We start from the raw sequence: 26,909 nt of genomic DNA, 5'->3' as shown, positions 1-26,909 counted from the left end.
CATGGGATACGCGCCAGACGTGGCCAGTATGGTGGTGCGCGCCGCCGAGGTGCCCGCTGAGGTCGTAACGGGCGGCGGAGCCAACCGGGAGAACCTGCCTTGAGTCGTGAAACTGACACTCCGTCCTCCGGGCCCAACGGGTCCGGCGGAGCCGCATACCCCTCGGGGACGCCGCCGTACGGAACCCCCATGGCTGCCGACGCCGGTGCGGACGCGGGCCGTTCGGCCAACCCGCCCGAGGAGCGCAAGACCGAGACCACGCTGACGACGCGGATCCGGATCAACATCCCCGGATCCCGGCCCATCCCGCCGGTCGTCGTGCGCAAGCCCGTCGGTGACGGCGAGGCCGCCGCGGACGACTCCGGCGTCGACACGCGGCCGGCCCCCGCCGCCGCGAAGTCCACCGGCGCCGTCGAACCCCCCGCCGAGCCCGCCTCGCAGGCCGAGGAGAAGCGCAGCGACTGGTTCGCGCCCCGCAAGTCCGGCGCGCCCAAGGGCGGTCCGGGTGCCGGCGCCACGAACGGCGCCGGGACGCCCGGCGGTTCCGCCGCCGCGCCGAGCAAGCCGAGTGCCCAGCCGAGCGGTCCGAACGGCTCGGGTGCCGCCGGCACCCGCCCCGGCGGCGGCCGCCCGGGTGGTGTGGTCGGCTCCATGAGCGTGCCCGGCGGCTCCCGCCCCGGCGGTACGAACGGCTCGGGCCTGCCCAGCGCCACCGGCGGCCCCGTGGCCCCGGGGCACGGCGGCGGAACCGGCTCCTTCGACGTGACCGAGGCGCTGGCCGCGGGCCCGCGCGGCGGCTCCCGCCCCGGCGCGACCGGCGGCGGCGAACCGAGCCGCGACGACCTGCCGTACTTCGCGGAGAGCGGCGGCGCGAGCGGAATCGGCGCCGGCACCCCCGGCGCGAGCGCGTCCGGCGGCCCCGGCGGTCCCAGCGGCTTCAACGGGCCGAACGGCCAGGGCGGCCGCGGCCCGCAGGGCCCCGCGGGCCCCACCGGCGGACCGGTCACCGGCGACGGACCGTTCGTCCCGCCGGCCGCTCCGCGCAGCTCGCTCAGCGACCTGGACCGGGACCTCGGCGAGTCCTTCGACTCTCCGGGCGGCTACGACACCGGCAGCCACCAGCTGCCCGGCGGCTATGACACCGGCAGTCACCAGCTGCCCGGCGGCGCGAACGGCCCGACCGGCCAGGGCGGTCCGCTCGCCACCGGCGCCTTCCCCGGCCCCGGCACGGCACCCGGCGCCGGCCTCAGCGACGACACCGCGATCCTCACCCCGCAAAAGCCGGCCCCCGGACCGGGCACGCCCGGCTACCGCGCCCCGGACAACGTCTCCGGACACACCGTCACCAGCGGCATCCCGGTCGTCCCGTCCGCCGGGAACGCCCCGTTCGGCACCGGCGCGAACCCCGGCGGCCCGGTGCCGCACACGGCGCCCAAGCTGCCCGACCCGGCCCCGCAGCCCAAGGCCCAGGCCAAGCCGAAGAAGAAGGGCCGCAGCAAGGTCGTGCTGCTCGGCGTCGGCGTGTTCGTCCTCGCGGGCGGTGCCTACGGCGCCGGCCTGCTGATGAACCACACCGACGTGCCCAAGGGCACCACCGTGCTCGGCGTCGACATCGGCGGCGGCACCCGCGACGAGGCCGTCAAGAAGCTCGACGACGCCTTCGGCAGCCGCGTCAACAAGCCGCTGCAGCTCTCCGTGGGCGGCCGGACGGTGTCCCTGACGCCTCAGAACGCGGGCCTGCAGTTCGACTTCCAGAGCACCGTGAGCGAGGCCGCGAAGAGCGACTACAACCCGGTCTCCGTGATCGGCTCCCTCTTCGGCCAGAAGCGGGAGGTCGAGCCGGTCATGCCGGTCGACGACGAGAAGCTCCAGGCCGCGCTCGAGCAGGCCGGCGGCGGCTCGGGCTCCGGCGCGGTCGCCGACGGCGGCATCACGTTCAAGGCCGGCAAGGCCGTGGCCGTCTACGGCAAGGCGGGCAAGGCCATCGACGCGGCCCGGTCGACCCAGGCGGTCGAACAGGCGTACCGCACGCTGGTGGAGACGGACAGGGCGACCCCGGTTGCCGTGCCGACGACCACCAAGCAGCCGACGGTCTCGAACGCCGAGGTCGACCGCGAGATGAAGGCCTTCGCCGAACCGGCGATGTCGGCCCGCGTCACGGTCCAGACGGACGCGGCGCACTCGGTCCCGCTGAGCCCGCAGAACTCGCTGTGGAAGTTCCTCAGGGTGGAGGCCACGCCCGACGGCAAGCTCACCGACAAGCCCGACCTGGCGGCCCTGAAGCAGCTGTACGGCCAGGCCTTCGACGGCGTGCTGATCACCCGGGCCAACGGCAAGAAGACGGCCGTCACGCCGCAGGACGTCTACGTCGCCCTGCGCCAGGCGCTGATGAGCAAGACCAACCGGGTCGCCGTCATCGACACGAACCCGAGTTAGCGCGCCCCGCAGGGGGCGTCCACCGGGCGCCCCCTGCGCGCGTGTCACCCGAACCGCATGACATCTGTCATCCGGCACTCGGGACCGCCGACACTGCCGCGTCCAGGGCCCCCACGGCCAGCATGGTGGGCATGACAACGACAGCGGCACCGGCCACCACCACCCCGGTGGTCGGGTTCGACCAGGTGACCAAGACATACGGGAGCGTACGAGCCGTCGACGGGCTCTCGCTCCGGCTGTACCCGGGCGAGACCGTCGCCCTCCTCGGCCCGAACGGGGCCGGCAAGTCCACCACCCTCGACCTGCTCCTCGGCCTCAAGCACGCCGACGGCGGCACGGTGAGCGTGTTCGGGACCAGCCCGCGCGAGGCGATCGTCGCCGGGCGGGTCGGGGCCATGCTGCAGAGCGGCGGGCTGATGGACGAGGTCACCGTCGCCGAGCTGGTCAAGCTGGCCTGCTCGCTGCACCCGAAGCCGTACAAGGCAGCCGACGTCCTCGCCCGCGCGAGCCTCACGCAGATCGCCGACCGCAAGGTCAACAAGCTCTCCGGCGGCCAGGCCCAGCGCGTCCGCTTCGCCCTCGCCACCGCGGGCGACAGCGATCTGATCGTCCTGGACGAGCCGACCACCGGCATGGACGTCTCCGCCCGCCAGGCCTTCTGGGCCACCATGCGGGAACAGGCCGACCAGGGCCGTACGGTCCTCTTCGCCACCCACTACCTCGAAGAGGCCGACGCCATCGCCGACCGCGTGCTCGTGCTGCACCGCGGCCGCCTCCTCGCCGACGGCACCGCCGCCGAGATCAAGGCCAAGGCGGGCGCCCGCCGGGTCTCCTTCGACCTGGAGGGGACCATCCACGAGGCGGCCCTGCGCGGCCTGCCCTTCCTCACCTCCCTCGACGTATCCGGCCAGACCGTCCGCATCCAGTCCTCCGACGCCGACGCGACCGTCCACGCCCTGTACGGCCTAGGCGTCTACCCCCGCAACCTCGAAGTCGCCGGCCTCGGCCTGGAGCAGGCCTTCGTCGCCATCACGGAGGCCGAGGAGGCCAAGCAGTCATGAGCAGCCTGATCAAGCTCGAACTCGCCCGCGCCCTGCGCAACCGCAAGTTCCTGTTCTTCTCGGTGATCTACCCCTCGGCCCTGTTCCTGCTCATCGCGGGCAACGCCGACTCCAAGACGAAGATCGACGGCTCCGGCCTCACCCTGCCGACCTACATGATGGTCTCCATGGCCTCCTTCGGCGCGCTGACCGCCGTCCTGATGGGCAACAGCGAGCGCATCGCCAAGGAGCGCGAGAGCGGCTGGGTACGCCAGCTCCGGCTGACCACCCTCCCGGGGCGCGGCTACGTTCTCGCGAAGACCGCCGGCGCGGCCGTCGTCAGCCTTCCGTCGATCGTCATCGTCTTCGTCGTCGCCGCGGCCGTGAAGGACGTACGACTCGACGCCTGGCAGTGGCTCGCCCTCACCGGCGCCATCTGGGCCGGCAGCCTCGTCTTCGCCGCGCTCGGCGTCGCCATCGGCTACCTCGCGACCGGGGACGCGGTCCGCCCGATCACGATGATCACCTACTTCGGCCTGTCGATGCTGGGCGGCCTGTGGATGCCGACCACCACCTTCCCGCAGTGGCTCCAGGACATCGCCAAGTGGCTCCCCACGCACGCGTACGCTGCATTGGGGCGGGCGATCGAGCAGAGCCAGGCCCCACAAGCCCAGGACATCGCCATCCTCGTCGTCTCCTTCGTCCTCTTCGCGGGCGGCGCGGCCTGGCTGTACCGGAAGGACACGCTGAAGGCGTGAGCACCATGACGGAAGACCCATGGGCTGACGAGGCGCGGCAGGAGCGCGCGGTGCGGATCGGCTGGCCGCCCCGCAACCGGCGTGAGCTGGTGGTCAAGGTGCTGTGGATCGGCGTCTGGCTGGTGTTCCTCGCCGAGCCGATCGACGACCTGGTCGGCGGCCACCACACCACCGGAGCCACCGTGGCCGGCTCGATCGGTCTCGCCGCCTTCGTCGGGGTCTATCTGTCGCTGGTCTTCCGCAACATGGGGCGGCCGTTCCCCGGGCGGGTCGTCGGCACCCTGATCGCGATCCTCGGCGTCCTCGCCCCGCTGCTGGCCTACACCCTCGGCAGCGCCTGGCTCGGCCTCTTCATCTACCTGTCGGTCGCCTGCGGGGCCACCCTGCCGCTGAGGGCGGCCTACTGGGCCATCCCGGCGTCCGGCGCCGTGCTGTACCTCGTCGGCCTGCACTCCAACGAGAAGGAGGCCCGCGGCCTGGTCCTCCTGGTGATCCTCATCGGGTTCGCGATGACCGGCGTCGGTCAACTGGTGCGGACGACCATCGAGTTGCGCAAGGCCCGGGCCACCGTCGCCCAGCTCGCCGCCAACGAGGAGCGGCTGCGCCTCGCCCGCGACCTGCACGACCTGCTGGGCCACTCGCTCTCGCTGATCACGCTGAAGAGCGAGCTGGCGGGCCGGATGCTGCCCGGCCACCCCGACAAGGCCGCCCAGCAGGTCGCCGACATCGAACGGGTCAGCCGGCAGGCTCTGGTCGACGTCCGCGAGGCCGTCACCGGCTACCGCCGACCCCGCCTCGCCGACGAACTCGCCGGCACCCAGGTCGCGCTGACCGCCGCCGGGGTGGTGGTTGAGGTGCCCGGGGAACCCGACCTCGACGGCATCGCGGGGGAGGCCGAGTCCGCCCTCGCCTGGGCGCTGCGCGAGGCGGTCACCAACGTGGTCCGGCACAGCGGCGCCGACCGCTGCGTCGTACAGGTCCTGCGCCGCCAGACCCTGGACGGCCCGGCCCTCGAACTCTGCGTCGAGGACAACGGATCCGGCGGTCCCGGCAACGGCCCGGGCAACGGCCTGACCGGCCTGACCGAACGCCTGGAGAAGGCCGGCGGCACGCTGGAGGCGGGCCGGGTCAAGCACGGGTTCCGGCTGGTCGCCCGGGTGCCGGTGGCCGCCTCGGCGGACTAGTACCGGGGCACTAGGATCCGGGGCATGACGAGCACGATCAAGGTCCTGCTGGCCGAGGACCAGTCGATGGTCCGCGAGGCGCTGGCCGCACTTCTCGGCCTGGAGGACGACATCGAGGTCGTCGCCCAGGTCGCGCGCGGGGACGAGGTGCTGGCGGCCGTCGGCGCGCACGGCGTCGACGTGGCGCTGCTCGACATCGAGATGCCCGGCTGCACCGGCATCGAGGCGGCGGCCCGGGTGCACCGCGAGTACCCCGCGGTCAAGCTCGTCGTCCTCACCACCTTCGGCCGCCCCGGCTATCTGCGCAGCGCCATGGAGGCGGGCGCCGACGCGTTCCTCGTCAAGGACGCGCCGGCCGCCCAACTCGCCGACGCGGTCCGCAAGGTGCTGTCCGGGGAACGGGTCATCGATCCCACCCTGGCCGCGGCCGCGCTGGCCGAGGGCGCCAACCCCCTCACCGACCGGGAGCGCGAGGTGCTCCGCGCGGCGGCCGACGGCTCCACCAACGCGGAGCTGGCCCAGGCCCTCCACCTCTCCCAGGGCACGGTCCGCAACTACCTCTCCACGGCCATCCAGAAGCTCGCGGTACGAAACCGGGCGGAGGCGGTGCGGATCGCCCGGGAGAAGGGCTGGCTCTGAGGGCCAGTGCCTGCCCCTGCCTGGGCACTAGTTGAGCATCGACCGGGCCGTGTGGGCCTGCTGCCGCACCTTCCGGGCAGCCGACTCGTCGACGACCTCGATCAGGTGGGCGTACGTGTCCAGCTCCTCGGCTCCCGCCGCGAACTCACCGCGCTGCACCAGCAGCTGACCCCGCTCGTAGCGCAACCGAGCCGGATGCGCGGGCATCAGCAGGCTCAATTCCACGGCCCGCAGCGCGACGTCCGACCGCTCGGGCCGGGCCGAGGCCCACGCCCGGATGTTGTTCAGGATCCGCTGTACGACCTCCAGAGGCGTCGCGGGCACCAGCATCGACGGCTGCAGCGGCGCCCCCGTGGCCCCCACCACGAGCAGCTCGGCATCCGCCCCGGTCAGCACCTTCCCGCCGTCGAACGGATCGGCCAGCACCTGCTCCTGCGCCGCCCCGAACCCGACCACGAAGTGCCCCGGCAGCGCGACCCCGTACACCGGAGCGCCCGCCCGTCTCGCCACCTCCATCCACACCACCGACAGCAGGATCGGCAGCCCGCGCCGCCGCCGCAGCACCTCGTGCAGCAGCGAGCACTCCAGCCGCTGGTAGTCGGACGGGGTCCCGTGGAACTCGTAGCGCTCACCCAGCAGCCGGCACAGCGCCTGCGCCCAGGCCGACGGCCCGCCCGGCCGGTACGGCAGCAGCCCGGCCAGCCGGTCCAGCTCCAGCTGGGCCGCGTCCATCCCGGCCTCGTCCAGCGTCCCGTCCGCCTCGGCACCGATCAGCAGACACAGCGCCGACAGATCCGGCCGCTCCGACCGCGCCTCCTCCCCGAACCGCCGCCGCACCTCGGCGGACCGCTCCGGCGGGGGCGGATACGGAGGCGGAAGGAAACGGTGCCGCATGCCTGGCTCATGCCCGTCCACAGCGATCCCTACGACCGTTCGACGCGAATGTTCTCCGGAGCCAGGTGAGGGCGCTCGTCGCCGCTCTCCTCCGGCGACCGGTAGTGGTGGTACGCGTGGTGCGGGGCGAAGCCGAGGTCGGCGTACAGGGCGCGGGCCGCCTCGTTGTCGTCCTCCACCTGGAGCCAGGCCGCCGAGGCGCCTTCGTCCAGGGCGCGGCGGGCCAGCGCGGCCATTACCTCGGTGGCCAGCCCCTGCCGTCGCCGGGCGGGATCGACCTCGACGGCGGCGAAACCGGCCCAGCGTCCGTCCACCACACACCGCCCGATCGCCGCCGGCGGCTCCCCGGCCGCACCGGGCGCGGTCGCGAACCACACCGAAGGCCCGCTGCCCAGCACCCGCAGGGCCACCTCGCTCACCCCCTTGCGCTGGTACCGCGCGAGCCACGCCTCGTCCGCCTCCCGGGACAGCTCCACCCCGGCGCCCTCGGCCCGGTCCGCGACCGGCGCCAGCTCCCCGATCCACAGCTCGGCGGTCACCTCCCGCACCCAGCCGCGCCGCTCCAGCTCCGCGCACAGCAGCTCCTGCGTGCCCTCGGCGCCGGTGGCGGTCTGCACATAGGCGGGCAGGCCGCGCTCGCCGTACCAGCGTCGTACGGCCGCCAGCGCCGCATCGAGCGGAAGCCCCGGATCACCGAGCGGCAGCACACTGTTGGCCCGCCGCGTGAAGCCCGCCCGTCGCCCGGCCACCACCCCCCACGGACGCCCTGCAGGCGGCACCTCCTGGACTGCGGCCCGCAGCTCCCACTCGCCGAGCGACTCGCTCTCCACCGGCCGCCACCCGCGCGCGGTGATCCGCGCCAGCTCCGGGTAGCTCGCGGCCGGACCCCGGCGGCGGGCCGGCGCAGCCGGCACCACCTTGCCCGCGACCAGCACGGACTCCGGGATCCGGACACTCCGACCGTCCCGCCGTGTGATCATGAGCACTCCGTCGTCCCATGATGTGAGAACACCCACCGTGTCGGTGAACTTCTCCTCCGTCACCCCAGGTTCGCTCAAGCGCCGTACCGAGACCCGTTTTCCCACGTCAGCAGCGGTGATACGGACCTCGAGGCGCCCTTTCGCCGAGATTTCCACTGGTCAGTTCACCCCTCCTGTATGGATCACGCCCCGGAACGGAGATACTAGGGGCGGGCATCGACGACGCCGCGCTCCCGCGCGCCAGGCGGCGGAGCCTATGGAGGCCCGCCAGCGCCCTATCGAGGAGGAACGACAGCGTGACCTACGTCATCGCGCAGCCTTGTGTCGACGTGAAGGACAAGGCGTGCATCGAGGAGTGCCCGGTCGACTGCATCTACGAGGGCCAGCGGTCCTTGTACATCCACCCGGACGAATGCGTCGACTGTGGTGCCTGTGAGCCGGTCTGCCCGGTCGAGGCGATCTTCTACGAGGACGACACTCCGGAGGAGTGGAAGGACTACTACAAGGCGAACGTCGAGTTCTTCGACGAGCTGGGCTCTCCCGGTGGCGCCAGCAAGCTGGGTCTGATCGAGCGCGACCACCCCTTCATCGCCGCGCTGCCGCCGCAGGCCTAGTGACCGTTTGAGCGGCCGCGGTCAGCGGTCAGCGGCCCGCCAACCGCGCCGCCTCGGTCCCGTACGCCCTGATCGCCCTGATCGCGCCGTGCGGGACCGAGGCGTTTGCCGTACCGACGAAAGCGAGCAAGATCCGTGTCCGCAGTCTCCGACCGTCTTCCGACGTTCCCCTGGGACAAGCTTGAGCCGTACAAGAAGACGGCCGCCGCGCACCCGGACGGCATCGTCGACCTGTCCGTCGGCACCCCGGTCGACCCGGTCCCCGAACTGATCCAGAAGGCTCTGGTCGACGCGGCCGACTCGCCCGGCTACCCGACGGTCTGGGGCACCCCCGCGCTGCGTGACGCCATCACCGGCTGGCTGGAGCGCCGCCTGGGCGCCCGCGCGGTCACCCACCGCCACGTCCTGCCGATCGTCGGCTCCAAGGAACTGGTCGCCTGGCTGCCGACCCAGCTGGGCCTCGGCCCCGGCGACAAGGTGGCCTACCCGCGCCTGGCATACCCGACGTACGAGGTCGGCGCCCGCCTGGCCCGCGCGGACTACGAGGTCTACGACGACCCGCGCGAGCTGGACCCGGCGAACCTGAAGCTCCTCTGGCTGAACTCGCCCTCCAACCCCACCGGCAAGGTCCTCTCCAAGGACGAGCTGACCGGCATCGTCGCCTGGGCCCGCGAGCACGGCGTCCTGCTCGTCTCCGACGAGTGCTACCTGGAGCTGGGCTGGGAGGCCGACCCGGTCTCGGTCCTGCACCCCGACGTCAACGGCGGCTCCTACGACGGCATCCTCGCCGTCCACTCCCTCTCCAAGCGGTCCAACCTGGCCGGCTACCGCGCCGCCTTCGTGGCCGGCGACCCGGCGGTCCTCGGGCCCCTCCTGGAGATCCGCAAGCACGGCGGCATGATGACCTCGGCGCCGACGCAGGCGGCGGCGGTCGCGGCCCTGGGCGACGACGAGCACGTCCACGTCCAGCGCGAGCGCTACGCGGCCCGCCGCGCCCTGCTCCGCGAAGCCCTCCTGCACCACGGCTTCCGCATCGAGCACAGCGAGGCCAGCCTCTACCTCTGGGCAACCCGCGACGAGTCCTGCTGGACCACGGTGTCCCACCTGGCCGACCTCGGCATCCTCGTGGCCCCGGGCGACTTCTACGGCGAGGCAGGCAAGAACTTCGTACGAGTGGCCTTCACAGCAACGGACGAACGCGTCCGCACAGCAGCAGCCCGCCTGACGAGGTAACCACCCCTGCCGCTGCCGCTGCCGCTGCCGCTGCCGCTGCCGCTGCCGCTGGCGCCGCCACCGCTGCCGCCACCGCAGCGGCTGCTGCTGCCACCACCACACCCTCCCGGCCGCTGCGGTCGCTCCTGCCCCGACCGCGGCTTCCGCCACCCTCCCGGCCGCTGCGGTCGCTTCCGCCTCGGCAGCCGCTGCCGTCGCTTCCGCCATGGCGGTGGCTGCCGCGGCCACCGCCTTTCCAGCCGCTGCGGTCGCTCCCGCCCTGCAGCCGCTGCGGTCGCTCCCGCCCCGACAGTGGCTGCCGCCGTCCCCACTCTCCCGGCCGCTGCGGTCGCTCCCGCCCTGCAGCCGCTGCCGTCGCTCCCGCCACGCCACTGGCTGCCGTGGCCACCGCCCTCCCAGCCGCTGCTGCTGCCGCCACCGCCGCCGCGGGCAGTCGTTCCCGCCCCTGCTGGCGCCGCCACCGCCCTCCCGGCCGCTGGCGCCGCCCCCGCCGTGGGCAGTCGTTCCGCAGGGCGGAACGGGTGGGCGCGGCCTGCAGTGCCGGGCACGGCTTGAGTACCGCCCGGCCCTTGCCGACGTAGGCACGCAAAAGCCGACGGGGCCCAGGAACTCCTGGACCCCGTCGGCCGTCGAAGCCAGGCGCTCAGCCGCCCAGCGGCAGACCCTTCGTCGGCAGAGACGACGTGGGCAGGGACGACGTCGGCAGCCCACCCTTGGTGAGAGACTCCGTCGGCAGCCCACCCTTCGTCACACCGGACGCGGTGTCCCCGAGGGCACCCCCCGCAGTCCCGGTCGCGTCCCCCGCGGCCTTCTGCACCGCAGGCGTCGCCTTCTTCACGGCAGCACCGCCGGTCTTGCCCGCGGCCGGCACCGCCTGCTTGACCGCCTTGCTGCCCGCGTTACCCGCCAGATCGGTGACGTTCTGCGCCGCACCGTCGACGGTGTCACCGACGTGCGCCCCGTCCAGGGCGGACACACCGCCGAGGTTCGCGGGCGCGGTCGGCAGGTTCGTGGCCGCGCCGGCAGAGCCGGCCGCACCGACCCCGGCGGCCGCTCCCGCTGCGACGAGCAGCGCGGCACGGGCGATCCGGCGGGTCAGAGGGAGGGACATGATGCTCCATTCGACGGGTGGAGAACGGTGAATGTGTCCGGACTCGGACGCCGTGACTACCGACTCGAAGCCGACGAAGGTTGCGGAGGCCAAAGGTAAAGAATGGATAACGCATCGCATTATCGTTTGTGGATAAAAACGGGCAAAGAGCGCCACTGTGCGATCCCGCAGAATCCTTACAGCCCTTGATTTCCAAGGCATCCCGAATCCACGCCGAAACCCGCGGGAAAACACGCCCACCCCGAAGCCGTACAACCCTGCCGAGTGAGCCCCCGCACTACTGTCCGGTGATGATCCGGACCGCCCCCGCGGACTTCTCCGCCCCCGCGGTCCCCTGCGCGCCGGCCGTGCGCCACTGACCGCCGTTGCTCCCGGCGGCCCACTCCCGCCCCGCGTACGCCACCCGCTGGATGTGCAGGGACGAGGAGTTGGCCACGGCCCATTGCGCCAGCTGCCAGCCCCGCTCCCGCTCGTCGCGCCCGCCGGCGTCCGTCCTGCGGCCCTCGGGCACCGGCACGGTCACGGTCCGCCCGTGCGCCGTCGCGGTCACGCTCGGGGAGGGCGACGGCGACGGAACCTCCGTACCGCCCACCTCCGCTCCGGTCTCCTGCAGCGCGTCCCGCCCGAAGTCCCGCACCAGCGCGGCCCGTACCGCGTCGGGCCCGGTCGCCTCGGCGGTACCCTCCGGGCGCCCGTCGCAGGTCAGGGTGGCTGCCGCGTGCCCGGTCAGCGCGGCCGCCAGCAGCGTGGCGTCCGGCTCGTGCTTGGCGTACGCCTCCGGATAGCCGCTGCGCTGCACCCGCTGCGCGGCCACCGTCAGCGGCAGGTCGGTGTAGTCGGGCACCCTGGCCAGGTGCGCGTAGAAGATGCCCGCCGCGTACGCCGGGTCCATGACCTGCTGCTCGGTGCCCCAGCCCTGCGAGGGCCGCTGCTGGAACAGGCCCAGGGAATCCCGGTCGCCGTGCTCGATGTTGCGCAGCCCCGACTCCTGGATGGCGGTCGCCAGCGCGATGGTCACCGCCCGCTCGGGCATGCCCCGCCCGGTGCCGACGGCGGCGATCGTCGCCGCGTTCACCGCCTGCTCGGGCGTGAACTCGTACGACGCCCCGTCACCGGCGCCGGAGACCACCCTGCAGCCTCTCGCGCCCGGGCCTCCGGTGACGTACTGCACCACGAGATAGGCGGCGACGCCGGACAGGACCAACAGGGCCGCACCGATACGGACGAGGCGGCCGCGGCGCTTGGGGCGAGTGGGGGACGGCTCTGGCACGCGTACAAGGTACTGGAGGCCTCCCCGCCCCTCACGCCGGGTCCACCGGGTGCAGCGCACACCGAAACCCGGCGTGCGTGCGCGCTAGGGTCAAGGCCATGGCCGACACCTCGCTTGACCTCACGCTGGACGCCGCCGCGCTCACCGCGCAACTCGTGGACTTCCCCTCCGAGAGCGGCGCCGAGAAGCCCCTCGCGGACGCGATCGAGACCGCCCTGCGCGCCCTGCCGCACCTCACCGTCGACCGGTACGGCAACAACGTGATCGCCCGGACGAACCTGGGCCGCGCGGAGCGGGTCATCCTGGCCGGCCACATCGACACCGTGCCGATCGCGGACAACGTGCCGTCCCGGCTGGACGAGGACGGCGTGCTCTGGGGCTGCGGCACCTGCGACATGAAGTCCGGCGTGGCCGTGCAGCTGCGCATCGCGGCCACGGTCCCCGCGCCCAACCGCGACCTGACCTTCGTGTTCTACGACAACGAGGAGGTCGCCGCCGAGCGCAACGGCCTCAAGCACGTCGCCGAGGCCCACCCGGACTGGCTGCAGGGCGACTTCGCGGTCCTCCTGGAGCCCTCCGACGGCCAGGTCGAGGGCGGCTGTCAGGGCACGCTGCGGGTCCTGCTGAAGACCACCGGCGAGCGGGCCCACTCGGCGCGCAGCTGGATGGGCTCCAACGCCATCCACGCGGCGGCCCCCATCCTGGCCAGGCTGGCCTCCTATCAGCCCCGCTACCCGGTCATCGACGGCCTGGAGTACCGCGAGGGCCTGAACGCGGTCCGTGTCACCGGCGGAGTCGCCGGGAACGTCATCCCGGACGAGTGCGTGGTGAGCGTCAACTTCCGTTACGCCCCCGACCGCACCGAGGAGGAGGCGATCGCGCACGTCCGCGAGGTGTTCGCGGACTGCGGTGTGGCGGAGTTCGTCGTCGACGACCACAGCTCCGGCGCGCTGCCCGGCCTCTCCCACCCGGCCGCGGCCGCCTTCATCGAGGCGGTGGGCGGCACCCCGCAGCCCAAGTACGGCTGGACGGACGTCTCCCGTTTCTCCGCGCTCGGCGTTCCGGCCGTCAACTACGGCCCCGGCAACCCGCACTTGGCGCACAAGCGCGACGAGCGGGTCGAGGTGGCCAAGATCCTGGCGGGCGAGGAACGGCTGCGCACCTGGCTCACGGCGTAAAGGTTCCCGTACGCCGCTTCATGGCGGACACGCATACGTCCCCCCTCCGTAACCCGCGTAGATCTAGTCTGAGATCGAACTACCGGCAAGCGGAGGGAGCGCACATGGCTACCGGAAACCCCGAGGGGAAGAAGCAGCCGCCGGACGAGCAACGGCTCGGCCCGGTCCTCCGACGGCGCAGTCAGGTCACCGCCAGTACGACCGACCAGCGGCTGCTGGACGCGGGCGGGCCCTCCGACTGGGTCCACACCGACCCGTGGCGGGTCCTGCGGATCCAGTCGGAGTTCATCGAGGGCTTCGGCACGCTGGCCGAACTTCCCCCCGCCATCAGCGTGTTCGGCTCCTCTCGGACGACGGTGGACTCGTCCGAGTACGACGCCGGGGTGCGGCTGGGCCGGGGGCTGGTCGAGGCCGGCTGGGCCGTGATCACGGGCGGTGGCCCCGGGGCGATGGAGGCGGCCAACAAGGGGGCGCTGGAGGCGGGTGGCATCTCGGTGGGGCTCGGCATCGAGCTGCCCTTCGAGCAGGGGCTCAACCCCTACGTCGACATCGGCCTCAACTTCCGCTACTTCTTCGTCCGCAAGATGATGTTCGTCAAGTACGCGCAGGGCTTCGTCGTCCTCCCGGGCGGCCTCGGCACGCTCGACGAACTCTTCGAGGCCCTCACCCTCGTCCAGACCCAGAAGGTCACCCGCTTCCCGATCGTCCTCTTCGGCAGCGAGTACTGGGGCGGCCTGGTGGACTGGCTGCACAACACCCTGGTGGCCCAGGGCAAGGCGGCCGAGAAGGACCTGCTCCTGTTCCACGTGACCGACGAGGTCGAAGAAGCGGTGGCTCTGGTCTCGAAGGAAGCAGCCCGCTGAGCCCACCCCCGGGGCGCCCGCCCCCGGGGTCAGGCCAGGCCTCGTCTGGCGACCGCGGGGGCCCGGTGGCCGGCGATCGACGCCACCATGTCGAGCACCTGGCGGGTCTCGGCCACCTCGTGGACCCGGTACACCTGCGCCCCGAGCCACGCCGACACCGCCGTGGTCGCCAGCGTCCCGATCAACCGCTCCTTCACCGGGCGGTCCAACGCCTCGCCCACGAAGTCCTTGTTGGACAGAGACACCAGCACCGGCCACCCCGTGGCGACCATCTCGTCCAGCCGCCGCGTCGCCTCAAGGCTGTGCCGCGTGTTCTTCCCGAAGTCGTGCCCCGGATCGATCAGCACCGACTCCCGGCGCACCCCCAGCGAAACGGCCCGCTCGGCCAGCCCCACGGTCACCTCCAGGATGTCGTCCATGACGTCGTCGTACGTCACCCGATGCGGCCGGGTCCGCGGCTGCACCCCTCCCGCGTGCGTGCACACCAGCCCGACCCCGTACCGCGCGGCAACCTCCGCGAGCCCCGGATCGACCCCGCCCCACGCGTCGTTCAGCAGGTCCGCCCCCGCCTCGCACACCGCCTCGCCGACCTCGGCCCGCCAGGTGTCCACACTGATGATCACGTCCGGGAAGCGGCGCCGTACCTCCGCGACGAAGCCGACCGTGCGCCGCGCCTCCTCCTCGGCCGTGACCTCCTCGCCCGGCCCGGCCTTCACCCCGCCGATGTCGATGATCGCGGCCCCCTCGGCCACCGCCTGCTCCACCCGGGCGAGCGCCGGCTCGTCACGGAACGTCGCCCCCTGGTCGTAGAAGGAGTCCGGCGTCCGGTTCACGATCGCCATGATCACCGGCTCGTGGGGCCCGAATTCCCGCCTGCCCAGCCTGAGCATCCGCTGTGACCTCTCCTAGTGCGTCCCGCAGTACGGCCGCCTGCGACCCTAACTGTCAGACTCGCATGGCACGATCGGAGCCTGACAGATTCAGCTTCCGGCACAGCGTCGGGCGCAAGGAGCGTGGGGACCTCAGCGATGGTTATGTTCTTGTTCCTGGTCATCGCCCTCGCCGTCGTGGTGGCCGCGGTGACACTCGCCGTGGTGAGCGGCGGTGAGAGCGCACCGCTGCCGGAGGCCGCCCCGGAGCGGCTGCAGGACCCGCTGCCCCCGGACCGGCCGGTCGGCAGCGCGGACATCGAGAGCGTGCGCTTCCCGCTCGTCCCGCGCGGCTACCGCATGGCGGACGTCGACGACGTCCTCGCCCGCCTCGCCGCCGAACTCGCCGAGCGGGACGCCCGTATCGCCGACCTGGAGTCCGCGCTGGCCGGCGCCAGAGCGGCCGCCGCGCACGCCCGCCCGGAGCGGCCGGGCCAGGGGGAGCAGCGGTGAGCGACGGGGCCGCCCTCGTCGGGCCCGACGGCGCGCTGCGCTGCCCGTGGGCCCTGTCCACCGAGGACTACGTGTCGTACCACGACGAGGAGTGGGGCCGCCCGGTCCACGGCGACGACGCCCTCTTCGAGCGGATCAGCCTGGAGGCCTTCCAGTCGGGCCTGTCCTGGATCACGATCCTGCGCCGCCGCCCGGGCTTCCGTACGGCCTTCGCGGGCTTCCGGATCGAGAAGGTCGCCACGTTCACGGACGAGGACCGCGAGCGGCTGCTGGCCGACCCGGGCATCATCCGCAACCGCGCCAAGATCGACGCGACACTCGCCAACGCGCGCGTGCTCGCCGACTGGGCGGAGGGCGAGCTGGACGAGTTCATCTGGTCCCACGCCCCCGACCCGGCCGCCCGCCCGGCCCCGAAGACCCTCGCCGACGTCCCCGCGGTCACCCCGGAGTCCACGGCCCTGTCGAAGGCGCTGAAGAAACGCGGCCTCAGATTCGTCGGCCCGACGACGGCGTACGCCCTGATGCAGGCGTGCGGGCTGGTGAACGACCACCTGGAAGCGTGCGTGAGCCGCGCCGACCAACCCGCCCACTGACTGCCGGCCGGCCTCAGCGGCCCAGGTACTTCGGCTTCTCCTTGTTCACGAAGGCCTGCACGGCGATCGTGTGGTCCTCGGACTGCCCCGCCCGCGTCTGCAGCTCGTCCTCCTTCTCCAAGGTCTCGGCGAGGGAGTGCGTCATGCCGTAGGCCACCGCCTCCTTGATCGCCGCGTAGGCCACGGTCGGGCCCTCGGCCAGGGCCCGGGCCACCTTCTCGCCCTCGGCCCGCAGCTCGGCGGCGGGCACCAGGCGGTTGGCGATGCCCAGCTCCAGTGCGTCCTGGGCGCTGATGCTGCGCGGGAAGAGCAGCAGGTCGGCGGCGCGGCCCGGGCCGACGACCCGCGGCAGCGTCCAGGAGATGCCGGAGTCCGCGGTCAGCGCGACACCCGCGAAGGAGGTGTTGAACGCCGCCGTCTCGGCCACCACCCGGTAGTCCGCGGCGAGCGCGAAGCCGAAGCCCGCCCCTGCCGCGACCCCGTTCACCGCGGCGACGACCGGCTTCGGTGCCCCGGTCAGCGCCTTCACGATCGGGTTGTAGTGCTCCTTGACCGTGTTCATCGTCTGCCTGGACCCCGTCTCACGGTCCGCCGCCAGCAGCCCGATGTGTTCCTTCAGGTCCTGGCCCACGCAGAACGCCCGGTCGCCGGCCGCGGTCAGCAGGATCGCCCGTACGGCGGTGTCCCCGGCCGCGGATTCCGCCGCCTCCCGGAGGGCGACCTTCGTCGCGATGTTCAGCGCGTTCATCGCCTCGGGGCGGTTCAGCGTGATCGTCGCGAGTCCGTCGCTCACCTCGTAGAGCACGGTGTCGGCCATGGCACATCCCCTCCGGTCGTCGCTGGTGACGTACCGCTCAGTACGTCCCTGTCCGAAGGACAGCATGGCGGAGATCGCCGTCCAAGGGCCGGACCGGACGTGTGACCTGCGTCAAAGAAAACCGGAGTGGAGTCGCTCAGAGAGCGTCCGCGGGGTGGCGCAGTATCGCAGCCACATCCCCGAATTGAGTGGTTTTGCTCGCGCGCGTTGCCCAAGCGATGCCGACTGATGTTGGTCATCGGGTCCTGAGATGCGGGATAATGGCTTGGAAGCAATGTGTTCGATGCCGGTGTCGCGCGTCCGCTCGGGACCGCGCGTGCCCTCCCGGGGCCGTCGGCAGACGATGAGCTGGTTTCAGGAAGGGGAACGAGCATGGCGGCCATGAAGCCGCGGACGGGCGATGGTCCGCTCGAGGTGACCAAGGAGGGGCGGGGCATCGTCATGCGCGTTCCGCTCGAAGGCGGCGGTCGACTCGTCGTCGAGCTGACCCCTGACGAGGCCGAGGCGCTCGGCGACGCCCTCAAGAAGGTCGTCGTCTGACGCGCCCGCGACCCAGTCCTACCGGCTGCCCCGGCATCGCATGCGGTGCCGGGGCAGCCGCGTTCCCGGGCCCCCGCGTCCCGCCCGTCACCGCTTGACGGCGCACAGCAGGCCGTCGCCCACCGGCAGCAGTGACGTCACCAGCTCCTGGCTCTCCCGCACCGTGCGCAGCAGCTCACGCAGCCGCAGCACCTCCGTGGGCTGCGGTCCCGAGTCGACCGTACGGCCGTTGGCGAATATGCCCTCGAACACGACCAGGCCGCCCGGCCGCAGCAGGCGCAACGATTCAGCGAGGTAGTCCGAGTACTCCAGCCGGTCACCGTCGCAGAACACGAGGTCGTAGCCGGCGTCCGCGAGCCGGGGCAGCACGTCCAGGGCCCGGCCGGGGATGAACCGGGCCCGGTTGCTGGCGAAGCCGCAGGCGCGGAAGGCCTGCCGGGCGAACTGCTGGTGCTCCGGCTCCGGGTCGACCGTGGTGAGCACCCCGTCAGGGCGCATGCCGTGCAGCAGATGGATTCCGGACACCCCGCAGCCGGTGCCGATCTCCGCGACCGCCTTCGCGTCCACGGAGGCGGCGAGCATGCCCAGCGCGGCGCCCGTGCCGGGCGACACCGAGCGCAGCCCTGCCTCCCGGGCCCGGTCCCGGGCCCAGCGCAGCGCTTCGTCCTCGGCGACAAAGGCGTCGGCGAACGCCCAGCTCGTCTGCCGGTTGCCGGTAATGACCCTCTCCTGTCCCCGTGGTTGCCTCGGCGTGACTGTATCCGTTGGTGCCGGGAACCCGCAGATGGGACTGTGCGTTTAAAGGGTTGAGCCGGTGGCCCGGGACGCGACGGGGGGTAAGAGGTGGATCAGGACGCCGAGCACATGCTGACGCAGCCGTATGAGCCGTATCAGCGCGTATCAAATTCTCGTAAAACCGCTTATCCGGAGCTAACGGGCGAGGTGGCTATGGTAGGGGCTCCACTGGACACCACCAGAGCCGACAGGGGAGGTGCGGCCACGCCCGGGGACCGGGGAGGAGTGCTGCGGCGCTTTCTCGGGTCGGCGGGCAGGCCGAAATCCGTGACCGACACCGCTGCCGACCACAGCCACACCGCTGGCTTCGCCGCGGGTGAGACCCAGACCGCGACCTTCTCCACCGACGCGGACGGGCAGGCATGGACTCCGCCCACGTGGGAGGAGATCGTCAGCACGCACAGCGGCCGGGTCTACCGACTGGCATACCGCCTCACGGGCAACCAGCACGACGCCGAGGACCTCACCCAGGAGGTCTTCGTCCGCGTCTTCCGCTCCCTGTCGACGTACTCGCCGGGCACCTTCGAGGGCTGGCTGCACCGCATCACGACCAACCTCTTCCTGGACATGGTCCGGCGCAAGCAGCGCATCCGCTTCGACGCCCTCGGCGAGGACGCGGCCGAGCGCCTGCCCAGCCGCGAGCCCACCCCGCAGCAGGTCTTCAACGACGCCCACTTCGACGCGGACGTCCAGCAGGCCCTGGACACCCTCGCGCCCGAGTTCCGCGCCGCGGTCGTCCTGTGCGACATCGAAGGACTGTCGTACGAGGAGATCGCCGCGACCCTCGGCGTGAAGCTCGGCACGGTCCGCTCCCGTATCCACCGCGGCCGCTCCCAGCTCCGCAAGGCCCTCGCCCACCGTGCGCCCGAGGCGCGCAAGGCCGAGCGGCGCTCCTTTGTGGCCCGTGTCCCCGCTCTGGGGGGAGGGGGCGCGACCGCGTGAGTGGATCTCGACCGAAACCTGCTCCGGCGCACCTCGCCGAGCAGCACCTGGGAGACCGACTCTCCGCCCTGGTGGACGGAGAGCTCGGTCATGAGTCGCGTGATCGCGTCCTCGCCCACCTGGCCACCTGTGCCCGGTGCAAGGCGGAGGCGGACGCCCAGCGACGCCTGAAGAGTGTCTTCGCGCAGGCGGCCCCGCCGCCGCCCTCCGAGAGCTTCCTGGCCCGCCTCCAGGGCCTTCCCGGGGGCGGTGACACCGACGGCGACGGCACGTCGGCGCCCGAGGGCGGCCTCTTCGGGCGTGGCCCCGACGCCGGCGTCTTCGGCATGGGACACGGCGAGCGCTTCGAGTTCGGCTACGTCCCCGCCTCACCCGCCCACTCCGCCGCCCCCGAGGACCGCGGCTTCCGCATCCATCCCGTCGGCCGCCCGGACGCCGACCGCTCCGCCTCGCGCGGGCTGCGGTTCGCGTTCGCCGCCGCCGGCGCGGTGTCGCTGGCCGCGCTCGCCCTCGGCGGCGTGACCACCGCCATCCCCGGCGACGTGGCCGCGGACGCCCGCAGCGGCTCCGGCAGCGGCAACGTGGCCCCGACGCGTTCGCCGGGCACGGGCGCGGCGACGCCCGACTCCCAGCGCCGTCGCGCGGTGGGACCACTGCTCGCCCAGGGCAGCAGCCTGCTCGGCCAGACCTCGGTGGCGCCGACCTCCATGTCCGCGCCGCTGGTGCCCGGAGTGCCCGCCCCGGCCACGGGACAGGTCCAGGACGCCGTGCACGACCTCACCGCCCCGGTGATGGCGGGCGCGGCCGCGGTCTCCCCGCTGATACGCCCGCTGAGCGAGATCACCCCGCTCTCGCTGACCTCCGGATCCGCGACGCCCCAGGTGACCGGCCCCGGCCTGCTGTCCGCCCCCGTCCCCGACACCACCGCCGCTCCCTCCCACGAGGCGCCCTGACCTGCCCCTTCGCCGCCGCCGTCGAACCTGGTTGAATCCTGTGAAGCCGTGCCCGCGGCACTGACCCGGGCACGGAGTCGACGTTCCGCGGACACCGCCGAAGCGCGCGGCCGCGGCCAGCCGTGGGGAGAGCATGAACGAGGGGAACCCGACGTCCGTCCCACCCGGGGAGCGCGTGGGTCACGGGGAACAGACGTCGGCCGGGGAATCACCGGCGAGTCCCGCAGACGGCGACTTCGAACTGGCGAAGCCTGCGGCGGTTGCACCGGGCGACACGGGGACGGGCGGGGCCGTGAGCGGAGTGGCTGAGCCTGATGGTGCTCAGCCTGCTGCGGCTGGACCGGTGGTGGCTGAGCAGGCGACTGCGGATTCGGCGGCGGACGCGGCAGAGCCGACTGCGGCAGAGTCGGTAACGGCAGAGTCGGTAACGGCAGAGTCGGTAACGGCAGAGTCGGCCGGGGGCGAGCTGGCGACAGCAGAGCCGACCGGGGGAGCGTCGGCCACGGCAGCGTCGGCCGGGGGAGCGTCGGCCACGGCAGAGCCAGTCGAGGCGGGCTCCGTCGTCGTACCGCCTGCAGAGCGCCCCAAGCCCCTGCACGACCCCGACCCCTACAGCACCCCGCCCTACGGCGAGCCGGGCCCCTGGGCACCCGCACCACCGGTCCAGCACCCGGGGGCGACAGCGGCCCAGGGAATGCCGACAGCGGCGGTTACACAGCCACAGCTGGCCGCACAAGCCCCGGCCGCTTCGCAGGAGCCGGGGAATCCGCAGGCACCGGCGGCCGCACAAGCTATGGCCGCACCGCAGCCAACTGCCCCTTCGCAGGTGCCGACGATCCCGCAGCCCCTGGCTGCCCCGCAGGTCCCCGCGGCTCCACAGGCACCCGCCGCCCCGCAGGCACCTGCCACTGCCCAAGCCCAGGCCGCCGCGCAGGTCCCCGCCGTTCCACAGGCACAGGCATCTCCACAAGCACCCGCCGCCTCGCAGGCACCTGCCGCTGCCCAAGCTCAGGCCGCCCCACAAGCACCCGCCGCTGCACAAGCACCCGCAGTCCCTCAGGCGCCTGTCACTGCCCAGGCACACGCCGCCCCGCAGGTCCCCGCCGCTGCCCAAGCCCAAGCCGCCCCTCAGGCACCCCACCCTTCACAGCTACCGGCGCAGGCTGTGCCGCCCGCGCCGGGTTACATGGCTCCGGTCTCGCCCGCCCCCGCAGACCCGGGTGCGCCCCCGTCGGTGGATGCCTCGGTGTCCGCGCCGGGCGCGCCGTCGGTGTGTGCGCCGGGGGAGCTGCCCGGCCCCGGCCCCGGCGCCGTGGCCGCGGCCTCGCCGGAGGCCGGTGCTTCCGTCCCGCCGGAGTCGGCCGACGCAGGCCCCTGGCAGCGCTACGACCCCTGGGCGGCGTCCGCCGCCGGGCAGCAGCCCCTCGTGCACGGACCGCTGCAGCAGACCGGTGCGGCGGTGCTCACCAAGGAGCAGCGGAGCAAGCGGGGCAAGCGGATCCTCCTCGGGTGGACGCTGCTGGTCGCCGTCGTCTCCAGCGGCATCGGCGGGATCGCCGGCGCCTACGTCGAGCGCCAGGGCGTGGGTGACGTACAGCTGCCGCAGGCCGGAAAGGTGCCCGCCGGACGCGCGCCGGACAGCGTCGCCGGGATCGCCGCCAGGGCGCTGCCCAGTGTCGTCACCCTGCACGTACGCGGGGCCGACGAGGCGGGCACCGGCACCGGCTTCGTGCTCGACGCCCGCGGCCACATCCTCACCAACAACCATGTCGTCCAGCCCGCCGCGTCCGGGGGCGAGATATCGGTGACGTTCAGCAGCGGCGCCACCGCCAAGGGGAAGGTCGTGGGCCGCGACAGCGGATACGACCTGGCCGTCGTCCAGGTCAGCGGCGTCCACGGGCTCACCCCCATGCCCCTCGGCAACTCGGACAACGTCCAGGTCGGCGACCCGGTCGTCGCCATCGGCGCCCCCTTCGACCTGGCCAACACCGTCACCTCCGGCATCATCAGTGCCAAGGAACGGCCCATCACGGCCGGCGGGGAGAAGGGCGACGGCAGCGACGTGTCGTACGTCGACGCGCTGCAGACCGACGCCCCCATCAACCCGGGCAACTCCGGCGGCCCCCTCCTCGACGCCCAGGCCCGGGTCATCGGCATCAACTCCGCCATCCGCTCCGCCGACGACGGCACCGACTCCGGGACCGGACAGGCCGGCTCGATCGGCCTCGGCTTCGCCATCCCGATCAACCAGGCCCGGCGGGTCGCCGAGGAACTGATCAACGACGGCCACGCCACCCACCCCGTCATCGGCGTCACCCTCGACATGGGCTACACCGGCGACGGCGCCCGTATCGACACCAAGGCCCGGGACGGCGGCCCTGCCGTCGCCAAGGGCGGTCCCGGCGACCGGGCCGGCCTGCGCGCGGGCGACGTCATCACCGAGGTCGACGGACAGCGCGTCCATTCGGGCGAGGAGCTGATCATCAAGATCCGGGCCCACCGGCCGGGCGACGGGCTGCGTCTGACGGTCGAACACGGCGGCACAAGGGAGGTCTCACTCGTGCTGGGCGCTTCAGGCCAGAACTGACAGAAGTCTCACCTCGGGACGGTACCGGTCCGACAGCTACGCCGGGTACCGTTGAGCGACCGAGAACATCGCAATGGGAGCGTCAGGTGTTCAATGACATAGGACCACTCGAGCTGGTGACGATCATCGTGCTCGCTGTGCTCGTCTTCGGTCCCGACAAGCTCCCGAAGGTCATCCAGGACGTGACGCGCACGATTCGGAAGATCCGCGAGTTCTCGGAGAGCGCGAAGCACGACATCCGCAGCGAACTCGGCCCGGAGTTCAAGGACTTCGAGTTCGAGGACCTCAACCCCAAGACGTTCATCCGCAAGCAGCTGGACAACGACGAACTGGGGCTGAAGGAGATCCGCAACGGCTTCGACCTGAAGAAGGAGATGGCCGAGGTCACGGACGCCGTCCACGGCCACGAGAGCGAGGCCTCGTCCTCGTCCTCCTCCTCTTCTTCGTCCTCCTCCGGCGGTCGTATCGACATGACCAAGAAGCCCGAGGACACCGGCAAGGACGACCGTCCGCCGTTCGACGCGGACGCCACCTGACCGAACCCGACACGCGCACCGAGCGGCGGACGTGACGCGTTTCATAGCGCGCACCCGCCGCTCACGGCGCGAACAGGCCTTCTGCGCGACCCACGCGCCGGGCGCTTTCCCTGCTGCTCTCATCGGTGTGGATATGCTGCCGAGTTGTTGTGCGGACCGGACACTACGCCCGAAGGGGGGCGGGCCACCCCGGTCCGACGAGAGCGAGGAGGCGTCCGGGAGATGGAGACGACGAGTCGGGTGGGCGCGCAGGCGTCGGCCGCGGAGGGCGGACAGCAGTTCCCCTCCGCCCGGCGTACGGTCAGCGGCTATCTGCAGGCGCCCTTCCCGTGGTACGGCCTCGACGAGGCGTTCACGGGGCCCCGCTGGCTGATGCAGGTCGGCACGGCGGCCGACGGTGCCGTCGAACACGGTTCGATCGGGCACGGTGACGAGCCCTCCGTCCGCAACGAGCACGTCGCCGCTTCCGCGGACGAGCCCCGGGAGAAGTTCGCGGTCGTGGTGACCGTGGCGGCGAACCCGTCCCGGCGCAGCGCCGACGGCACGGGCCTGCTGGAGGCGACCTCGGTCTCCTCGGCGGCGTGGCTGGCGGGGGTGGGGCTGCTGTCGTTCACCTGGCCCGGCCAGATGGACCACAGCCTGCGGGACGACTGGCTGGAGCAGCAGACGGAGACCGCGTGGGCCCTGGCCGATGACCTAGACGGCCCCGAGTGGTCCACCCTGTCCCTTCCGGTGGACGGGGTGCCCATGCCCTTCCACTACCAGGAGTCGGAGTTCGGGTGGGTGCTGGCCGGGTCCACCGAGGCGGGGGTGCATCTGGGGGCCTACGGGCGGGGGATGAGTGCGTATGGTCTCGGGTTCGCCGTAGTCAAGGACATCGCCGTCTACGCCTAGGGCACGGTTCTGTGAGGAGCGCCGCCGCGACAACGCGGCGGCGCTCCACTTGTCTCCCTATTTGGGAACCAAGGCGCGATAGGTAGTGACAACGGCCCCGACCTGAGTAATAAGCAACACGACCTGCCCGGAGAAGCCTTGCACCTGGTAGATCGACAGGAGCAAGGTGAACCGACTGGGCCAGAACTGCCGCTCCTCACTGAATGTAGCCGTATCCATCCAGATGCTGGTGAGCGTCAGGATGGTGAGCATGAGCAGGGAAAAGAGGAGCAGCTTCTCGGCGCCCACATTTTTGAGACGGATGAAATCGGTGAGGTGGATGAACAGAAGAACCACGCCTGCGGGCAGGGCGTAGGCAATAGTCAGACACCATGCGCGCCGGGGACCTCGGTGGCCGGGCAGCAGACGCCACAGCGCGCCGAGGACGAAGCCGGCGCCTGCCCAGGCCACCTGATAGGAGATCGCACTCACGACGACCTCTGGAATCCTGACCGGCTCATAGAGAATTCTAATCCAATTCCAGGAGCCCTGCACATTCAGATATACCAGGGCGGCGCTGGCCGGGACTCCGAAGGCGAATGCCAGGCGCGCGGCACGCAACGCGTTGGACCACCAGTGGTCTTCTGGTCCCCAGGCCAGGGCGGCATCCAGTACCGAAATCTGGTTGGGTGGGTTCTTCCTGGGGTCGCATCCGGCAACCAGCCACAGGCGCAGTTTATGGAGGCGATCCTCCAATTCCTCGTTCGTGATGTCCGTGGCGCGACCGTGGTCCAGCAGGTAGGTCTGGTGATTCAGGTTCCGGTACTCATGGGCTTTGTCTCTCAGCTCTTGCCGATGCTCAGCGGTGTCCAGCTTCTGATTGTAGAAGTGCTGTCCCAACTGTTTCAGCGTTGACCGTTTCCTTCCCACGGCAAGAACCATGACCAGCGAGCAGATGTTGAGCAGGAACCAGACCCCGTACTGTGCGTTGACGCCCACGAACGAGGCGCCCCTGAGCCCCACGGTGAAGGCGAAGATCACGACTGTCAGCACCAGCTCCGGCCTGTTCGGTCCCAACGGGAACCATTCCCGTTTATGGCCGGCCCGGGTACGTTGGGCAGCTTGGACACGAAAATGCAGCAGGGAGATGAGCGCGATACCTGCCAGAAGCCAGCTGCAGGAGAAAATCCAGAGGAGGTCGGTGAAGGCGAATCTGCCCAGCTGGTCATTGATGTACTTGATGTGATCCTTTTTCACCGAGGCAGAGCTCTGGTCGATGAGCCAGTTGTTGCGTTTCCACTGGAGTTCGGTCGACGTCCGGATACACCAGAGCAAGGCTACAGAAGCTCCCCCCAGCAACACCCCGACAGCTGCGGTCCAGCGGACCGGCGCCTTGTCGTACTTGAGGGCCCACCGCTCACTGACCAGCCCTCCCTCCCGCGCGAAGCGCCATGCCCACGCGACCATCGCGGCCAGCCACAACCACACTGTCGCCAGGCCCATCAGCTCGAGTCCGATTCGGCCCAAGGTGATCGATTCCTGTGGTTCTCGTTCCAGGTGCCGCGACAGACCGAACAGGCCAGGGGACAGGACTACAAGCAATCCGATCGCTGCCACCGCCGATGCGGTGACGGTGACGGCCTGAGCCTGGCGACGCTTGGCGCGATCGGGGGCGGTGGCCTCGTCCACCCCGGCGTCAGAAGCTTGTGATGCCATGCCGCGAGACCACGGGCGGGCGAGGAGGACCAAGGTCAGACCGGCGGGGATACAGATGAGTGCCTGCCATCTTGGTTCGAAGAATTGCGGCTTGATGAGCGCAATCAGCGTCAGGGCTACTGCCACGCTGAACGCGGCCCACCGCAGAACTGTCCGCACAGGGCTTTCACCCTGCCAAGCGCCGATGAGTGCGACCCACCACGTCGGTCCCCGCATACCCAACGCTGGCGGTGTATAAGCTCGTTGGGCGGGGACCGCAGTCAGCGCGATCACAATCGAGGCGCAGACCCACCATACGGCGACACCTGCCGAACTCCAAGACGACCCGTCGTAGTTGAGGACCCAGGAGCGTTGCCACGGTAGTTCGACGTCGAACTTGATGTCACTCGGTGGCCTATTAATCCATGTCAGGCTATGGTTTTCAATGAATGAGGATTTTTTGGATTGATCATCGAACTTGAGGTCGTTGAGCTTGGCGGTGACGCTCGTCCAGCGAATTTTGTCCAACGTCGGCGGCCGCAGGTAGACATTCCATTTATCTCCCCCGGACCCCTCGATCTCCCAAGGGCCGAGCCGGATAGGCTTGTGGTCCTTGATCCAGGCGAAGGATTCGTACTCCACCGTGACCGTGTCGCCCGTGATGGTTACCTTCGGTTCATGTGTACGCCATTCCTGGCTGTGTGACCGATCTTTCTGTTTCTTGCCGTGTGACTGATCGCCCTGTCCGCGCAACAGGCAACCCATCGCCGACTGATATTCAGGAGATTTCGCACTGAAGGCCAGTTGCCGTGCCGGTTCCCATGACTTCAGGGGCACGTAGACCGTCATGTTTGAAATTACTTTGACGAATTGGTCGTCTTCGTCATGCGGGTTGAATTTGATCGTGGCGTCCACGTGGCTGGTATTGAGTTGATCCGTCCGGCATGCGATGTTTTGCTGCGCCTCCGCCGGAGGGCACCCCCACCACATCACCGC

25 protein-coding genes are annotated in these 26,909 nt (G+C 71.4%); 17 read left to right on the top strand and 8 right to left on the bottom strand.

From position 1 onward, the window contains the following. Positions 1-99: 99 nt before the first annotated feature. From ACFY3C_RS13440 to ACFY3C_RS13420, 5 genes are all read left to right on the top strand, one after another. Positions 100-2,436 carry a hypothetical protein gene (locus ACFY3C_RS13440; RefSeq protein WP_390770807.1) on the top strand — a complete coding sequence of 779 codons (2,337 nt, stop codon included), beginning with the start codon at positions 100-102 and terminating at the stop codon, positions 2,434-2,436. Between the two features lie 131 nt (positions 2,437-2,567). Further along, positions 2,568-3,497 (top strand): ABC transporter ATP-binding protein, encoded by a 930-nt coding sequence (locus ACFY3C_RS13435; RefSeq protein WP_390770806.1) that lies wholly within the window; start codon positions 2,568-2,570, stop codon positions 3,495-3,497. Further along, the gene (locus ACFY3C_RS13430) at positions 3,494-4,234 is read left to right on the top strand and encodes an ABC transporter permease (RefSeq protein WP_386578171.1); all 741 of its coding nucleotides are present in this window, start codon (positions 3,494-3,496) and stop codon (positions 4,232-4,234) included. The genes ACFY3C_RS13435 and ACFY3C_RS13430 overlap by 4 nt, the downstream gene beginning before the upstream one ends. A gap of 5 nt (positions 4,235-4,239) precedes the next feature. Further along, entirely contained in the window at positions 4,240-5,418 is a 1,179-nt protein-coding gene (locus ACFY3C_RS13425; RefSeq protein ID WP_390770893.1) for a sensor histidine kinase, read from the top strand. A 24-nt stretch (positions 5,419-5,442) separates the two neighbouring features. Beyond that, positions 5,443-6,057 (top strand): response regulator, encoded by a 615-nt coding sequence (locus ACFY3C_RS13420; protein WP_386578172.1) that lies wholly within the window; start codon positions 5,443-5,445, stop codon positions 6,055-6,057. A 27-nt stretch (positions 6,058-6,084) separates the two neighbouring features. Here ACFY3C_RS13420 and ACFY3C_RS13415 read toward each other — a convergent pair whose 3' ends face one another. Both ACFY3C_RS13415 and ACFY3C_RS13410 read right to left on the bottom strand, forming a co-directional pair. After that, positions 6,085-6,951 carry a tetratricopeptide repeat protein gene (locus tag ACFY3C_RS13415; protein WP_386578173.1) on the bottom strand — a complete coding sequence of 289 codons (867 nt, stop codon included), beginning with the start codon at positions 6,949-6,951 and terminating at the stop codon, positions 6,085-6,087. Positions 6,952-6,980: 29 nt separating this feature from the next. Then, entirely contained in the window at positions 6,981-8,087 is a 1,107-nt protein-coding gene (locus ACFY3C_RS13410; protein ID WP_390770805.1) for a GNAT family N-acetyltransferase, read from the bottom strand. A gap of 140 nt (positions 8,088-8,227) precedes the next feature. On the opposite strand from ACFY3C_RS13410, the gene fdxA reads away from it, so the two are divergent. After that, entirely contained in the window at positions 8,228-8,545 is a 318-nt protein-coding gene (gene fdxA, locus ACFY3C_RS13405) for a ferredoxin (RefSeq protein WP_004926152.1), read from the top strand. A gap of 135 nt (positions 8,546-8,680) precedes the next feature. Continuing rightward, complete coding sequence (locus ACFY3C_RS13400) at positions 8,681-9,778, top strand: bifunctional succinyldiaminopimelate transaminase/glutamate-prephenate aminotransferase (protein WP_386578175.1); 1,098 nt, start codon at positions 8,681-8,683, stop codon at positions 9,776-9,778. Positions 9,779-10,421: 643 nt separating this feature from the next. Here the strand turns inward: ACFY3C_RS13400 and ACFY3C_RS13395 are convergent. Continuing rightward, on the bottom strand, positions 10,422-10,889 hold the full coding sequence (locus tag ACFY3C_RS13395; protein ID WP_390770804.1) for an ATP-binding protein: 468 nt from the start codon (positions 10,887-10,889) through the stop codon (positions 10,422-10,424). Between the two features lie 277 nt (positions 10,890-11,166). After that, positions 11,167-12,159: a heavy metal transporter gene (locus ACFY3C_RS13390; RefSeq protein ID WP_390770803.1), complete on the bottom strand. Its 993-nt coding sequence runs from the start codon at positions 12,157-12,159 to the stop codon at positions 11,167-11,169. A gap of 98 nt (positions 12,160-12,257) precedes the next feature. On the opposite strand from ACFY3C_RS13390, the gene dapE reads away from it, so the two are divergent. Both dapE and ACFY3C_RS13380 read left to right on the top strand, forming a co-directional pair. Beyond that, a complete protein-coding gene (dapE, locus tag ACFY3C_RS13385; RefSeq protein WP_390770802.1) occupies positions 12,258-13,337 on the top strand; it encodes a succinyl-diaminopimelate desuccinylase in 1,080 nt (359 codons plus the stop codon). A 104-nt stretch (positions 13,338-13,441) separates the two neighbouring features. Next, complete coding sequence (locus ACFY3C_RS13380) at positions 13,442-14,200, top strand: TIGR00730 family Rossman fold protein (protein WP_386578179.1); 759 nt, start codon at positions 13,442-13,444, stop codon at positions 14,198-14,200. A 29-nt stretch (positions 14,201-14,229) separates the two neighbouring features. On the opposite strand, the gene folP is transcribed toward ACFY3C_RS13380, so the two are convergent. After that, positions 14,230-15,090, bottom strand: coding sequence for a dihydropteroate synthase (gene folP, locus ACFY3C_RS13375; RefSeq protein WP_390770801.1), 861 nt, complete (start codon positions 15,088-15,090; stop codon positions 14,230-14,232). A 138-nt stretch (positions 15,091-15,228) separates the two neighbouring features. On the opposite strand from folP, the gene ACFY3C_RS13370 reads away from it, so the two are divergent. Both ACFY3C_RS13370 and ACFY3C_RS13365 read left to right on the top strand, forming a co-directional pair. Beyond that, positions 15,229-15,582 carry a DivIVA domain-containing protein gene (locus ACFY3C_RS13370; protein ID WP_386578181.1) on the top strand — a complete coding sequence of 118 codons (354 nt, stop codon included), beginning with the start codon at positions 15,229-15,231 and terminating at the stop codon, positions 15,580-15,582. Next, complete coding sequence (locus ACFY3C_RS13365; RefSeq protein WP_386578182.1) at positions 15,579-16,175, top strand: DNA-3-methyladenine glycosylase I; 597 nt, start codon at positions 15,579-15,581, stop codon at positions 16,173-16,175. Before ACFY3C_RS13370 ends, ACFY3C_RS13365 begins: the two co-directional genes overlap by 4 nt. A 13-nt stretch (positions 16,176-16,188) precedes the next feature. Here ACFY3C_RS13365 and ACFY3C_RS13360 read toward each other — a convergent pair whose 3' ends face one another. Beyond that, positions 16,189-16,992 (bottom strand): enoyl-CoA hydratase/isomerase family protein, encoded by an 804-nt coding sequence (locus ACFY3C_RS13360; RefSeq protein WP_386578183.1) that lies wholly within the window; start codon positions 16,990-16,992, stop codon positions 16,189-16,191. A gap of 372 nt (positions 16,993-17,364) precedes the next feature. On the opposite strand from ACFY3C_RS13360, the gene ACFY3C_RS13355 reads away from it, so the two are divergent. Next, complete coding sequence (locus ACFY3C_RS13355) at positions 17,365-17,532, top strand: DUF3117 domain-containing protein (protein ID WP_018544333.1); 168 nt, start codon at positions 17,365-17,367, stop codon at positions 17,530-17,532. 87 nt (positions 17,533-17,619) lie between these two features. Here the strand turns inward: ACFY3C_RS13355 and ACFY3C_RS13350 are convergent, their stop codons facing one another. After that, on the bottom strand, positions 17,620-18,318 hold the full coding sequence (locus ACFY3C_RS13350; RefSeq protein ID WP_386578307.1) for an O-methyltransferase: 699 nt from the start codon (positions 18,316-18,318) through the stop codon (positions 17,620-17,622). A 234-nt stretch (positions 18,319-18,552) separates the two neighbouring features. Here ACFY3C_RS13350 and sigE point away from each other — a divergent pair, with 234 nt between their 5' ends. From sigE to ACFY3C_RS13325, 5 genes are all read left to right on the top strand, one after another. Then, positions 18,553-19,269, top strand: a complete 717-nt coding sequence (gene sigE / locus ACFY3C_RS13345; protein ID WP_390770800.1) for an RNA polymerase sigma factor SigE — start codon at positions 18,553-18,555, stop codon at positions 19,267-19,269. Beyond that, positions 19,266-20,222 carry an anti-sigma factor family protein gene (locus ACFY3C_RS13340; RefSeq protein WP_390770799.1) on the top strand — a complete coding sequence of 319 codons (957 nt, stop codon included), beginning with the start codon at positions 19,266-19,268 and terminating at the stop codon, positions 20,220-20,222. The genes sigE and ACFY3C_RS13340 overlap by 4 nt, the downstream gene beginning before the upstream one ends. Positions 20,223-21,015: 793 nt before the next feature. Next, positions 21,016-22,809 carry a S1C family serine protease gene (locus ACFY3C_RS13335; protein WP_390770798.1) on the top strand — a complete coding sequence of 598 codons (1,794 nt, stop codon included), beginning with the start codon at positions 21,016-21,018 and terminating at the stop codon, positions 22,807-22,809. 86 nt (positions 22,810-22,895) lie between these two features. Next, on the top strand, positions 22,896-23,345 hold the full coding sequence (locus tag ACFY3C_RS13330) for a sec-independent translocase (protein WP_390770797.1): 450 nt from the start codon (positions 22,896-22,898) through the stop codon (positions 23,343-23,345). Between the two features lie 222 nt (positions 23,346-23,567). Continuing rightward, positions 23,568-24,239 (top strand): hypothetical protein, encoded by a 672-nt coding sequence (locus tag ACFY3C_RS13325; RefSeq protein WP_390770796.1) that lies wholly within the window; start codon positions 23,568-23,570, stop codon positions 24,237-24,239. Between the two features lie 57 nt (positions 24,240-24,296). On the opposite strand, the gene ACFY3C_RS13320 is transcribed toward ACFY3C_RS13325, so the two are convergent. After that, positions 24,297-26,903: a DUF6185 family protein gene (locus ACFY3C_RS13320; protein WP_390770892.1), complete on the bottom strand. Its 2,607-nt coding sequence runs from the start codon at positions 26,901-26,903 to the stop codon at positions 24,297-24,299. Positions 26,904-26,909 lie beyond the last annotated feature (6 nt).

The sequence above is a fragment of the Streptomyces sp. NPDC001410 genome, from assembly GCF_042895235.1.
Lineage (GTDB): Bacteria > Actinomycetota > Actinomycetes > Streptomycetales > Streptomycetaceae > Streptomyces.
This window is presented reverse-complemented; position numbering and strand designations above follow the sequence as displayed.